Below are 13,075 nucleotides of genomic sequence, written 5' to 3' on the forward strand. Positions count from 1 at the left end.
AAGGCGCGCGCGGGCCGCCGGTGCAAACACTTGGGCGGCAAGCCGCAGCAAGGCGTATACTGGCGCCTTACATTCAATCAAAGAGCAAGCCATGCAACTCGAACAGCCATTATCAGAAAAAGAATTTGACGAATTAGACCAATTCCTGTTGTCGGACCGGTGCTCCGAAGACGCGATGACCATGGATATGCTGCACGGCTATCTGACGGCCGTGGCCATCGGTCCGGAACCGATCATGCCGGCCGAGTGGTTGCCGCGCGTGTGGGGCGAAGATGTCAACGACGCGCCGAAGTTCAAGAACAGCAAGGAAGAAGAGCGCATCGTCAACCTGATCATGCGCTTCATGAACGAAGTGCTGGTGACATTCGAAGTGGCGCCGAAGGAGTTCGAAGCGCTGTTCGTCGAACACGACTACGAAGGCCAGACCCTGATCGACGCCGAAGCCTGGTGCTGGGGCTTCTGGGACGGCATGGAACTGCGTCCGGGCTCGTGGAACGAGATCTGGGATTCCGAAGTGGCCGAACTGATGCAGCCAATCTACCTGCTGGGCGCCGACGAAATCAAGGAAGAAGAACTGAAACTGGTGGAAGACCCGGTCAAGGCGCACAAGCTGGCGCAGGAACTGGAAGCGAACCTGCCGGCCATCCACCGTTTCTGGGTCCCGCGCCGCAAGGCACCGGTGCAAACCATGAAGCGCGAAGAGCCGAAAGTGGGCCGCAACGACGACTGCCCTTGCGGCAGCGGCAAGAAGTTCAAGAAATGCTGCGGCGCCGAGCCGGCAGCCGAGTAATCGCGCAGTAGCATCCCTGTTGCGCCGGCGTCCTGCCGGCGCAGCGCCGGCGCTGGCCCCCGGGCTATAATCGGCGCATGAAACTCCCCGACCTGAACCTGCTCGTCGCCCTCGACATCCTGCTCGAGGAAGGCAGCGCCGTGGCCGCCGCGCGGCGCATGAACTTGAGCGCGCCGGCCATGAGCCGCACCCTGGCGCGCATCCGCGACGCCATCGGCGACCCCGTCTTCGTGCGCTCCGGGCGCGGCCTGGCGCCCACCCCGCGCGCGCTGGAATTGCGCGAGCAGGTGCGCGGCGTGGTGGAGCAGGCGCACGCCATCTTCACGTCGGGCCGCGAAGTCGACTTGCGCACCCTGGAACGCACCTTCAGCCTGTGCGCCAATGACGTGTTTGTCGGCGCCTACGGCGGCAGGCTGCGCGACCTGCTGGCCGTGCACGCACCGCACACGGTGCTGCGCTTCGTGCCCGAAGGCGACGGGGCCACGGAAAACGACGCCCTGCACGCTGGCCGCATCGACCTGTACATCAGCGCGCGGCGCGCCTTCGCGCCCGACATCAAACTGCAGCAGCTGTTTAGCAGCGGCTTTGTCGGCATCGCCCGCAGCGACCACCCGATCTTCGACGGCCCCATCAATCTCGACAGTTTTACCGAATACGAGCATATCAGCGTCTCGCGGCGCGGCCTGGCGCGCGGCCCCTTCGATACGGCACTGGCCGAGCGTGGCTACATGCGCCGGGTTTCGCTGATCAGCCCCAACTTCCAGTCCGCCATCTTCGCCGTGGCCGATTCACGCCTGCTGCTGCCGCTGATGCCCACGCCGCTGCTGGCCATCGTCGAGCGACTGGGCCTGAAGCTGCGCACGTTCGAACTGCCCATCCCCGTCGACAGCGTGGAAGTCTTCCAGGCCTGGCACCCGCGCCTCGACCACGACCATGCGCACCGCTGGCTGCGCCGCATGATCAAGGAGCTGTGTACGGGGTCAGACCCTTGCGGGTCTGACCCCAGCATTTGATTGGGGTTGATCTGAACTCACACGCCAGACGCCAAACCCAACGACAAAGACCGGGGTCAGACCTACAGGGTCCGACCCCACCCATCATTGCGTCAGACGCAATTCACACTTCCTTAATTATCAATTTTCACAAGATTAACAGCTACCTATACTGCGTGGACTGATCCTCATCCACGGAGTTCCCTGTGTCCGCTGTACCGCTTCCCGGCGCCGCCCCTGCGGCCGCGCCGCCTCCCTCACCTCCTATCTTCGGCCTGCGCCTGGCCACGGGCCTGACCGGCGTGCTGCTGGCCGTGCTGGTGTCAGGCCTGAATGAAAACATCACCAAGATCGCGCTGGCCGACATCCGCGGCGCCATGGGCATCGCGCGCGACGACGCCAGCTGGCTCGTGGCCCTGTATGCGGCCGCCTCGGTGTCGGCCATGGCGTTCGCGCCGTGGTGTTCCGTCACGTTCTCGCTGCGCCGCCTGACGGCCACCGCCATCATCGTCTGCATGGCTGCGGGCCTGCTATGCCCGTTCGCGCCGAACCTGCCGGTGCTGATGGTTCTGCGCGTGGTGCAGGGCGCGGCAGGCGGCGCCCTGCCGCCCATGCTGATGACAGTGGCGCTGCGCTTCCTGCCACCGAACATCAAGCTGTATGGCCTGGGCGGCTATGCGCTGAGCGCCACTTTCGGCCCCAGCCTGGGCACGCCGCTGGCCGCCTTCTGGACCGAATACCTGGGCTGGCAATGGGCCTTCTGGCAAGTCGTCCCGGGCAGCATCGTCGCCCTGCTGATGGTGTCCTGGGGCTTGCCGCAAGACCCGCTGCGCCTCGAACGCTTCCGCCAGTTCGACTGGCGCGGCCTGCTGCTTGGCCTGCCCGCCATCAGCATGCTGGTGGTGGGATTGCTGCAGGGCGAGCGCCTGAACTGGTTCCATTCGCCCCTGATCTGCATGCTGCTGGGCGGCGGCGCCGTGCTGCTGGTACTGTTCCTCGTCAACGAGTGGTCGCATCCGCTGCCGTTCTTCAAGCTGCAGCTGCTGTCGCGGCGCAATCTCAGCCACGCCCTGCTGACCCTGGGCGGCGTGCTGTTCGTGCTGCTGGCCGTGATCCTGATCCCCTCGTCCTACCTGGCGCAGGTGCACGCCTACCGCCCGCTGCAAACGGCGCCCGTGATGCTGATGGTGGCGCTGCCGCAACTGATCGCCCTGCCGCTGGTGGCCGCCCTGTGCAATCTGCGTGCCGTCGACTGCCGCTGGGTGCTGGCCATCGGCCTGGGCATGCTGGCCGTCTCCTGCGTGCTGGGCGCGCGCATGTCGCCCGACTGGATACGCACGCATTTCTACCTGCTGCAAGCGGTGCAGATCTTTGCGCAACCGATGGCCGTGATTCCATTGCTGCTGCTGGCCACCACGGGCCTGGCGCCGCAGGATGGCCCATTCGCCTCGGCCTGGTTCAACACCATCAAGGGCATGTCGGCCGTCGTCGCCACCGGCGTGCTTGATGCGCTGATCACGCGCCGCAACCATTTTCATTCGACGGTGCTCAGCGAACGCCTGGGCAACCTGCCGGCCGGCGTGGACATGGCGGGATTGGATCCTGGCCTGGCACAGCGCATGCATGCGCAAGTCGTCACCCTGACTTCGTCCGACCTGTACCTCACGGTGGCCACCATCGCGCTGGCCATGATTGTGATCATCCCCATCCTGCCGACGCGCGTCTATCCGCCGCGCGCCGCCTGACTTCCCTTTTTTACGAAAGAGCTTCACCATGCAAAAACCCATACTACGCTCGCGCGCCTTTCTTCTCGGCCTGGCCCTGCTGGCCTGCGCCCTCGCCTTCTGCGCCTGGCAACTGCTGTTTTCCCCCAGCGAAGAACAAGGCACCGACGACGCCTTCGTCAGCGCCGACTACACCGTGCTCTCCCCCAAGGTGGGCGGCATCGTGCGGGAAGTGCTGGTGGAAGACAACCAGGCTGTCAAGGCGGGTCAGCTGCTGGCCCGCATCGACGACCGCGATTATCAGGCCGCCGCCGCCTCGGCCCGCGCCGAAGTCGCGGGCGCCGAGGCGCAGCTGGACTATGCCCGCGCCACGGTGCAGCGCCAGCAATCGGTGATCGAACAAGCCACCACCCTGGTCGAGGCCAACCAGGCGGAAGACAAACTGGCGCAGCAGGAACTGGCCCGTTCAACGCACCTGGCCGGCCAGGGCGCGGGCAGCGTGCAGAATGCGCAGCAGGCGCAGTCGCGCTACGACGTGAGCCGCGCGCGCCTGGCGCAAAACCGCGCCGCCCTCGTCGCCACCCGCAAGCAGACGGACATTTTGCAAGCGCAGCAAGGCGCAGCCGAAGCAGCCCTGCTGCGCGCCAGAGCCAGCCTGCAACGGGCCGAACTGGATCTGTCGCATACGCAGCTGCGCGCCCCCATCGACGGCATCGTGGGACGCCGCGCCGTGCGCGTCGGCGCCCTCGTGGCGCCCGGCGCCAGCCTGATGGCCGTGGTGCCCCTGAACCGCAGCTTCGTTGTCGCCAACCTGCAGGAAACCCAGCTCACGCACGTGCGCCAGGGCCAGCGCGCCAGCATCGCCGTCGACGCCTATCCGGGCGTGCTCCTGCACGGCACCGTGCACAGCATCGCGCCGGCCACGGGCGTAACGTTTGCCGCCATCGCGCCGGAAAACGCCACCGGCAACTTCACCAAGGTGGTGCAGCGCATCCCCGTGCGGATCGCGCTCGATCCGGGACAGGATGGCGACGCCCGCCTGCGCGTGGGCATGTCGGCCGAAGTGCGCATCGATACGGCCACGCGCCGTCAACAGCTGCAACAGGTGAGCGCGCGATGAAAGCACTGATCTTGATCACGGCCCTGGGCCTGGCCGGCTGCGGCAGCGTCGGCACCGACTTCCAGCGTCCGCCCCATGACCTGGGTCAGCAATGGCGTCAGGCGAAAGATGCCCGATTCGCGGCGGCACAGGATGGCGCCATCGAGCAGCGCTGGTGGGACGGCTTTGGCGACGCGACCTTGTCGTCCCTGCTGCGGCGCGCCGCCGGCGCCAACCTCGACGTGCTGGCCGCCGCCAGCCGGCTGGAACAGAGCCGCGCCGCGCGCGGCGTCATCGGCGCCGCGCAAGGCCCGTCCCTGGGCGCGAATGGCAGCTATGGCCGCGCGCGCAACAGCGAACAAGGCTTGAGCGACCCGTCGCGCAACAACGGCCAATCCGCCTACAGCCTGTGGCAAGGCAACCTCGATGCAGCCTGGGAGCTGGACCTGTGGGGCCGCGTGCGGCGCGAAGTGGAAGCGGCCGACGCGCGCGTCGACGTGGCCCAGGAAACGCAGCGCGGCGTGCTGCTGGCCGTGCTGGCCGAAACGGCGCGCGACTACATCGAGTTGCGCGGCGCGCAGCAAACCCTGGCCATCACGCAGCAGCTGCTCGACATCGCCCGCCATACCTTGGAGCTGACGCGCATCCGCCTGCGCGAAGGCGCGGCGACGCAGCTCGACGAGGCCGAGGCGGCGGCCCACGTGGCCACCATCGAAGCGCGTTTGCCGCCGCTGCAGCAGCGCGTAGCGCGCCTGGGCAATGCCCTAGCCCTCTTGCTGGCGCTGCCGCCGCAAGCCTTGCAGGCGGAACTGGGGGCCAGCAAGGATATCCCTATTGTGGCCATGCAGGTGCAGCTGGGCGTGCCCAGCAGCCTGGCCGAGCGGCGTCCCGACATCCGCCGCTCCGAAGCGCAGCTGCACGCGGCCACGGCCGCCATCGGCGTGGCGCAAGGTGATTTTTATCCGCGCATCACCCTCTCGGGCAGCGTCGGCCTGCAAGCGATGCAGCTGTCCGATATCGGCTGGGACGCCAAACGCTTTGCCTTCGGCCCCGGCTTCAGCGTGCCCCTGTTCGATGGCGGCCGCCTGCGCGGCAAGCTGCAATTGCGCGAAGCGCAGCAGCAGGAAGCGGCCATCGCCTACCGCCAGACGGTGCTGGCCGCCTGGCACGAGGTGGAAGACGCCTTGTCCGGCTACCAGGCCAACGCCCTCCGCCAGGCCAGCCTCGATGAAGCCGTCAAGCAGGGACGCCGCGCGCTGGGCAGCGCGGAACTGCAGTACCGCCAGGGCGGCACGGACCTGATCAACGTGCTGCATGTGCAAAACACCTTATTGAACAACGAAGCGGCACTGGTCGACAGCCGCGCCACCGCGTCGCTGTCGCTGGTCCAGGTCTACAAGGCGCTGGGCGGCGGCTGGCAAGCCTTTTCAAGCACCTCGCAAGAAAGTACCCAATGAAACCGAATCCCGCCCATTTTTCCATCCACGACGTCAGCGACTTTCCCATCGTGCGCTTTCGCCCTGAAACGGCCGTTACCGGCTATGCCCCGCTGTGGGAAAACGACATGGACGCCCTGCTGCGCCACGGCGAACCGTTCGTCATGCTGTTCGAAGAGGAGCGCAGCGATGAAGCGCACGTCGACCGCAAGCGGCGCGGCCTGTGGCTCAAGCATCACAAGGTGGCGCTGGCCGCCATTTGCCGGGGTCTGGTGTCCATCGAGGCGGACGCGGAACAGCGTGCTCGCCTGCAGGCGATGGCGGCCGGCGCCATGAAAGCCTTCGGCATCGTGCAGGAAGTGGCGGCCACACGCGAACAGGCCGACGCCCTGATGGTGTGGCTGCTGGGCAGCGGCCAGATGGCGCGGCCGCGCGCGGCGGACGTGTGGTGAGTGAGTCGGTCAGGCCGCCCTGCGCACCGCGCTTCTGGCAGGGATGACGCACACGTGGCCGTCGCTGCTGGTCGCCGTCGTCAGGGCGATGCCGTACAGCGCGGCCAGGGCGGGCACGGCGCCGGCATCGCTGGCGATGTCTGCGACCAGCTGGCCCGAACGCACGAGCAGCAGCCGCTCGAAACCCAGCAAGGCGTGATTGATGTCGTGCAGGATGGCGATGACGGCGTGGCCGCGCGCGGCGCAGAACTGCTGCAGGCTGTCGAGCAGATCGAACTGCAGGCCGGGATCGAGCGCCGCCAGCGGTTCATCGACGAGTATCAAGCCATCGCGCACATCCCACATCTGCGCGAAGATGCGCGCCAGCTGCACCCTGGCCTGTTCGCCGCCGGATAAAGTGTCCAGGCGGCGGCCCAGCAGATGCGCGGCGTGCGCCAGGGCGGCAGCATCCTGCACGATGCGCTCCAATTGCGGGTCGACCAGGCGCGCCACCCGCCCGAGGCCGACCACCAGCTCGCACTGCAAGCCGAAGGCCACGTTCGAGCCTTGCGGCAGCACGGCGCGGCACCGCGCCAGGTCGGCCAGCGGCCACTGCGCCAGCGGCCGCCCGGCAAGCATCACCTGGCCCGCCTGCGGGTGCAATTCGCGCGCCATCAGTTTCAACAGGGTCGACTTGCCCGCGCCGCTGGGACCGAGGATGGCGATGCGCTCGCCGGGCGCCACCCGCACGTTGAAGGGGCCGAAATACTGCTGGCCCAGTTGTGTTGTGGCGAAGGAGAGTTCCAGCAGGGGCGTCATGTTCACCTCTAGGGGGTGCCGTGGCGGAAGCGCCGCAACAGCATCAGGAAAAATGGCCCGCCCAGCAAGGCCGTGAAAATGCCGACGGGGACTTCCGCAGGAATGGCGACCGTGCGCGCCAGGGTGTCGGCCAACAGCAGCAGCAAGCCGCCGGCCAGCATGGACAGCGGTAGCACGCGGCGCTGGTCGGCGCCCAGCCAGGTGCGTACCAGGTGCGGCGCGATCAGGCCGATAAAACCGATGCCGCCGCACCAGGCGACGGCAAACCCTGTCAGCACGGCCACCAGCACGATCACCTGCGTGCGCAGCCGGCCCACGTCGACGCCCACGTGCAGCGCCTGCGCCTCGCCCAGCGCCAGCGCGTTCAATGAACGCATCAGGAAGCGCGTGGCCCACAGCGCGCCGGCCAGCACCAGCAGCAAAGCCGCCACCTGGCGCCAGCTGCCGGCCGACAGCGAACCGAGGGTCCAGAAAGTCAGGGTGCGCAGCTGATCGTCGCTGGCCAGGTAGATGCACAGGCCCATGACGGCCACCGTGATGGCGTTCAGCGCTACGCCCGTCAGCAGCAGGCCGACGATGGAGCCGGGCGTGGCCCAGCGGGCAACGCGGTCGAGCAGTACGCAGATCAGCATGGCGCCGGCAAACGCGGCCCCCGGCAGCAGCCACACGCGCAGCTCGGGCGCCACGTGCAGGCTGGCGGCAAACACGATGGTGGCCGCGCCCGCGCAGGCGGCGCCGCTGCTCACGCCCAGCAACCCCGGGTCGGCCAGCGGATTGCGGAACAATCCTTGCGTCAGGCCGCCGGCCAGCGCCAGCGCGGCGCCGATCAGGATGGCGAACAGGGCGCGCGGCAAACGGATATGCCACAGCACATAGGCGCCGCCGGACAACGCCTCGCCGCCCGCTTGAAACGGCGCCAGCCAGTCAGCCAGCGTCACGGGCACGGCGCCCGCCTGCACGGCGATGAGCAAGCCGCCAGCCAGTGCGGCCGCCAGCATTCCGCCAGCGCCCCAGCGTGGCCAGGACACGGCCGGCGTCATCGCGCGCACGTTCATGCAGCCATGGCTTTGACAAACGCGGCGTCGAGTTCCATGAGCGCCTGCGGCATGCGCGGGCCAAAGCCCAGCAGCAGCATGGCTTCCAGCGACACGATGCGGTGCTTGCGCCCGGCCGGCGTCTGCGCCAGGCCTGGCAGTTTCAAGATGCCGTCCACGCCGCCCGAGGCCTTCAAGCCCTGGTCCGTGACGAGCACGATGTCGGGCCGCGCGGCGATCACGGCTTCCGGCGTGAGCGGCTTGTAGCCGGCGAATCCACCCTGCCCGCCCATCACGTTGAAGGCGCCCGCATACGCGAGCATGGCGTCGGCGCCCGTCTCGCGCCCGCCCACCATCACCTGGTTCGGCGCATGCGCGAGGATGAACAGCACGCGCACGGCTGATTGTACCGGCGAGTGGCCGCGCTGGCGCACCTTGCCCAGGGCGCCGTCCCACTGCTGCTGCAAGGCTTGCGCCAGGTGCGCGGCGGGGTCGGGCCGGCCCGTGATCTGGCCCACTTGTTTCACCCGTTCGAGCAAGCCTTCGAATTGGTTATTCGCGTTCAGCACCGCCACCGGCACGCCTGCATCGCGTACCTGGCGCAGCACGGCTTGCGGCCCCGCTTCCTCGGTGGCGATCAGCTGCGTGGGCGCCAGCGACAGCACGCCTTCGGCCGACAAGGTGCGCGCATAGCCGACCTGCGGCAGCTGTTGCGCCACGGCCGGATACAGCGAGGTCGTATCGACGCCCACCAGTTCGCCCTGCGCCTCGAGCGCATAGACGATTTCCGTCAGGGCGCCGCCCACGCTGACGATGCGCCGCGCTTTCGCCACGGGTTTACCCGCGTCGGACACGGCGGCCAGCACCTGCATCGGCGCGGCCAGCGCCAGGGCTCCCGCCCCCATCTTTTTCAGCGCGATGCGGCGCGCCACGCTGGCGGCGATCATGCGGCGCATAGTTCGCCCTCCTGCGCCACCCGGTCGACGATATGGCGCCATTCGCACAGCTCGTGCACGCCCGGCTTGCGTTCACCGAAGAACATGACGATGGTGTCGCCCTTGGCGTCAAACAGTTCCACGGACGTCACCAGGCCATCGACCGTGGGCTTTTTCACCACCCAGGCGCTGGCGATATGGTCTTCGCGCAAATGCAGGTTGAAGCGCGTGTCGAGGATATTGATCCACGGCCCCATCACGGCGATCTTGTGCACGGGGCCCGAATGGATCTGGATCATGCCGGCATTGCCGACGAAAGCCATGATCGATACTTTTTCAAGCGCGGCGTCCTTGAGCAGGTCGAGCACGCAGGATTTGTCGAGCTGCTGCACGAAACGGGACTCGGCCAGGCGCAAGCCCTGCAGGCGCGAGACCGAGTATTTTTTCAGCATGGTGAAAAATTCATGCGTGTCGCGCAAGTCGGCCCAGGCGGCGCGAAAGCCGGCCACGTCGATCTGCGCATCGGGCAATTCGGCCGGCGCCGGCGTCGGCGGCGCCACGGCGATGCCGGGCGCCTGGTCCGCATCGGCAAAATGCGTCACCAGCGCGTCGTAGGCGGCAATATCGCTTTGCGGCTTCAGAAAAATCTTGTGCACGGCCTGGCCGGCCGCATCGAAAAACTGCAGGCTGCGCTGCACTTCCTTTTCTCCCATCTCGCGTACGGCAAAGCCATGCGCCCACTGGCGGTAGAACACGCGCAGGTCGATGTCGCCACCGAGCACCAGGCCCACGTGATTGTTGTGGCTGGCTTTTCGATAGACGCCCGTCTTTTCATGCACGCACGAAGCGTTGCGCGTCAGTGCCATGACTTCGCCCAGCGGTTCCAGCGCGGCGATGATGGCGGGCCAGTCGGCCCGCAGGCGCTCGGCGCCCAGCAAGGCGCCATTGGCCAGCGACAGGCCCGCATGTGCGGCGATCAGCTCGCCTTCGGAAATGCCCAGGTCTTCGGCGATGTCGCGGTGGCGGGCTTTTTTCTCGCGGCGCAGGCGGGTAAATTCGCTGGTGACCAGCTCGGTATTGCAAATAGGGGGCATGCTCGACACGGTGTCTCCTTTCAAGGCGAACACTGGCTGGCATGGGCTGGCTGGTGGTGGGGGAATCTTGAAGTCAATTATAAATGAGAATCATTCGCAATCAAGTGTTATTTATGTGAAGAAAAACCGCGCAAAGGAGACCGATCGATACAACCGATCAGTTCGGGAAAAAAAAGTCAGGCGCTCGCTTGCACGGCCGGCATGGAGACCGGCTTGGCAGTGGGCCGCTGCGCCAGCAAGACGACGGCGGCCAGCACCATGGCGCCGCCCAGCAATTGCGTGCCGCTGACGGACTCCTTCAGCAAGGTCACGCCGAACGCCATCGTGATCACGGGCTCGAACGTGGAAATGATGGACGCCTTGGCCGCGCCGATCTGCGCCACGCCGGCAAAGAAGGCGGCAATGGCGATGGCCGTCGAGAACAGGGCGATGGCGCTGACGGCAAGCCAGCCCGTCGCCGTGCCTGGCAAGGACACGCCCTGCCACAAGGCGATCGCGCTGTTCGACAGGCCTGCCGTACCCAAAATCACGACGCAGGCCGCCAATGGGTGAATATTCTCGCGGCTTTTCGACAGGCTGTTGCCAAACAGGATGTACACGGCGTACACGCCGGCCGCCATCAATGCCAGGGCGATGCCGATGGGCTGACCCTGCAGCTTGCCGCCCAGGGTGATGGCCATGCCGGCGATGGCCAGCGCCATCAGCACCAGCATGCGGCGGTCCAGTTTTTCCCAGCCCAGCGCCAGCGCGAGGATGGTGACCAGCACGGGATACACGTACAGCAGCATGCCGCACAGGCCGCTGCTTGCATACATGAGGGCATTGAAATAGCCTTGCGACTGGGCCGTGTACATCAGGCCCATCAGCATGTAGCCGGCCAGCAGGCGGCCGCGCGGCAAGCGCCAGCCACCGAGCCACACGAGCGGCAGCAACAGCATGGCGGCGATGACGAAACGCAAGGCCAGCATGGTCGACGGGTTGACCCCGGACGCATATGCCGCCTTGGCAAACACTGCGGAACTGCCGAAACCGGCGGCCGACAGCAACACCAGCGCAACAGCGCGGCGATCAGACATGACTAACCTCTTTGAGTACACCTGGGCAAACCTGCTGCGTATCGCGACGGTTTTCCAGGCGTTGTAACGTTGTAAATATAAATGCCCAGCAAGGCCGGGAGATGATGCATGCGTAAATCCTATTGCGGGTCGCTTCACGCAGTGACGGCATCATATTCGCTTGCGCAAAATGAAACAAACCAATATTCTTCACGGATAGGCCAAATATTACTGAGGCTCAATTCTCTTGAGAGTGCCATGTCACGTCCCCTGCCCCCACTTGCCGCCCTGCACGCCTTCGAGGCGGCCGCCCGCCATGAAGGCTTCCAGCGCGCGGGCGAAGAATTGCATGTGTCGGCCGGCGCCATCGGCCACCACGTGAAACAGCTGGAAGCGTGGCTGGGCATCGTGCTGTTCCAGCGCCTGCCGCGCGGCGTGGTGCTGACCAATGCCGGCCAGCGCTATGCGGCCTCGCTGGGGCCTATCCTCAACCAGCTGGCCGACGTGTCCGAGCAGGCGCGGCGCCAGGGCGATGACAAGGTGGTGACGGTGACGGCCACCAGCTCGCTCGTCTCGCGCTGGCTGATGCCGCGCCTGGGCCGGCTGCGCGACCGCTATCCGCAGATCGAGTTGCGCGTGCTGGCGTCGATGCACCCGGTCGACCTGGCGCGCGACGGCGTGGACGTAGCCATCCGCCTGGGACCGGGCCGCTATCCGGGCCTGAAAGTCGATTTATTGATGGAAGAATGGTTTTCCGCCGTCTGCAGCCCTGGCTTTCGCGCCAACGCGGCCAGCCTGCGCCAGCCGGCCGACCTGCTGCGCTATCCGCTGCTGCACGACGAGCCGGAGGTGCACTTGCCCGGCGAAATCGACTGGACGCGCTGGCTGCACAGCTGCGGTGTGCATTACAGCGGCAATAGCGGCAACAGCGGCGCGCGCTTTTCGCACACCTATCTGTGCCTGGACGCGGCCGCCAGCGGCCAGGGCGTGGCCATTGCCGCCAGTCCCCTGATCGGCGACGATTTGCGGTCGGGCCGCCTCGTGCGCGTATTCGAACACGCCGTGCGCGGCCCCCACTGCTATTATCTGCTGCGCTCGCCCCAGGCGGAAACGCGGCCCCTCGTGCATGCATTCTGCGAATGGCTGATCGCCGAGGCGCGCGCCGACCAGGAAACCGTCTGGCCCACAGTGGAGACAGCATGACGAGCAGGGAACTGGCGCGCAGCGCCGCATATAGTGTCCAGCATGAATACGAACAGGCCACGGTGATCGCTACCGATGGCCGGCAAGCGAGCGTGGGCGAGTTCTATGGCGACCCGGCCGCAGCCTTGATCGATGTCGATGAGCAATGGTGCGCCGTCGCGGGCGAGGGATTGGTGCTGTGCCGGCTGGGCCAGCCGTTCGGTCAGTGCGCGGCCTATTTCCGCCAGCCAGGCGCGGTGCGCTGGATCACGGCTTTACGGCAAACGGGACCGTTTGCGCTGGAATGGCAGGGCGAGGATGGCGTCTGGTCCGCCCTCGATGTCGAGCCGGTGGATGCGTCGGCTTACGCGCCAAGGCGCTAAGCCGACCTACGCCGACCAACGCCGACCTACGCCAGCGGCGGTGGATGGCTCGTAACCCGACAACACCACCAAACCAGCCGGAGCAACAGATCAGAGCACGT

General features: G+C 66.7%; 13 protein-coding genes. 8 read left to right on the top strand and 5 right to left on the bottom strand.

The features are described 5' to 3' along the window. Positions 1–91 precede the first annotated feature (91 nt). The 6 genes from AC54AG_RS24230 (at position 92) to AC54AG_RS24255 (ending at position 6,493) form a co-directional block, all read left to right on the top strand. On the top strand, positions 92–790 hold the full coding sequence (locus AC54AG_RS24230) for a UPF0149 family protein (protein ID WP_034759318.1): 699 nt from the start codon (positions 92–94) through the stop codon (positions 788–790). Positions 791–867: 77 nt separating this feature from the next. Then, positions 868–1,803 carry a LysR family transcriptional regulator gene (locus AC54AG_RS24235; protein ID WP_496631769.1) on the top strand — a complete coding sequence of 312 codons (936 nt, stop codon included), beginning with the start codon at positions 868–870 and terminating at the stop codon, positions 1,801–1,803. Between the two features lie 185 nt (positions 1,804–1,988). Beyond that, positions 1,989–3,527, top strand: coding sequence for an MFS transporter (locus AC54AG_RS24240; protein ID WP_496631771.1), 1,539 nt, complete (start codon positions 1,989–1,991; stop codon positions 3,525–3,527). Positions 3,528–3,555: 28 nt separating this feature from the next. Continuing rightward, a complete protein-coding gene (locus tag AC54AG_RS24245; protein WP_496631773.1) occupies positions 3,556–4,626 on the top strand; it encodes an HlyD family secretion protein in 1,071 nt (356 codons plus the stop codon). After that, positions 4,623–6,062, top strand: a complete 1,440-nt coding sequence (locus tag AC54AG_RS24250) for an efflux transporter outer membrane subunit (protein WP_496631775.1) — start codon at positions 4,623–4,625, stop codon at positions 6,060–6,062. Before AC54AG_RS24245 ends, AC54AG_RS24250 begins: the two co-directional genes overlap by 4 nt. After that, positions 6,059–6,493, top strand: a complete 435-nt coding sequence (locus AC54AG_RS24255; RefSeq protein WP_072456285.1) for a hypothetical protein — start codon at positions 6,059–6,061, stop codon at positions 6,491–6,493. Before AC54AG_RS24250 ends, AC54AG_RS24255 begins: the two co-directional genes overlap by 4 nt. 9 nt (positions 6,494–6,502) lie before the next feature. On the opposite strand, the gene AC54AG_RS24260 is transcribed toward AC54AG_RS24255, so the two are convergent. From AC54AG_RS24260 to AC54AG_RS24280, 5 genes are all read right to left on the bottom strand, one after another. Next, complete coding sequence (locus AC54AG_RS24260) at positions 6,503–7,291, bottom strand: ATP-binding cassette domain-containing protein (protein WP_496631777.1); 789 nt, start codon at positions 7,289–7,291, stop codon at positions 6,503–6,505. An 8-nt stretch (positions 7,292–7,299) separates the two neighbouring features. Beyond that, a complete protein-coding gene (locus AC54AG_RS24265) occupies positions 7,300–8,346 on the bottom strand; it encodes a FecCD family ABC transporter permease (RefSeq protein ID WP_496631779.1) in 1,047 nt (348 codons plus the stop codon). After that, positions 8,343–9,281 (bottom strand): heme/hemin ABC transporter substrate-binding protein, encoded by a 939-nt coding sequence (locus AC54AG_RS24270; protein ID WP_496631781.1) that lies wholly within the window; start codon positions 9,279–9,281, stop codon positions 8,343–8,345. Before AC54AG_RS24270 ends, AC54AG_RS24265 begins: the two co-directional genes overlap by 4 nt. Beyond that, complete coding sequence (locus AC54AG_RS24275; RefSeq protein WP_496631807.1) at positions 9,269–10,354, bottom strand: hemin-degrading factor; 1,086 nt, start codon at positions 10,352–10,354, stop codon at positions 9,269–9,271. Before AC54AG_RS24275 ends, AC54AG_RS24270 begins: the two co-directional genes overlap by 13 nt. A gap of 176 nt (positions 10,355–10,530) precedes the next feature. After that, the gene (locus AC54AG_RS24280) at positions 10,531–11,430 is read right to left on the bottom strand and encodes a DMT family transporter (protein WP_058051029.1); all 900 of its coding nucleotides are present in this window, start codon (positions 11,428–11,430) and stop codon (positions 10,531–10,533) included. A 237-nt stretch (positions 11,431–11,667) separates the two neighbouring features. Here AC54AG_RS24280 and gcvA point away from each other — a divergent pair, with 237 nt between their 5' ends. Next, entirely contained in the window at positions 11,668–12,612 is a 945-nt protein-coding gene (gcvA, locus tag AC54AG_RS24285) for a transcriptional regulator GcvA (RefSeq protein WP_092717770.1), read from the top strand. Further along, positions 12,609–12,974 carry a hypothetical protein gene (locus tag AC54AG_RS24290; protein WP_496631784.1) on the top strand — a complete coding sequence of 122 codons (366 nt, stop codon included), beginning with the start codon at positions 12,609–12,611 and terminating at the stop codon, positions 12,972–12,974. The genes gcvA and AC54AG_RS24290 overlap by 4 nt, the downstream gene beginning before the upstream one ends. Positions 12,975–13,075: the final 101 nt, after the last annotated feature.

The sequence above is a fragment of the Janthinobacterium sp. BCJ23 genome, assembly GCF_059617945.1.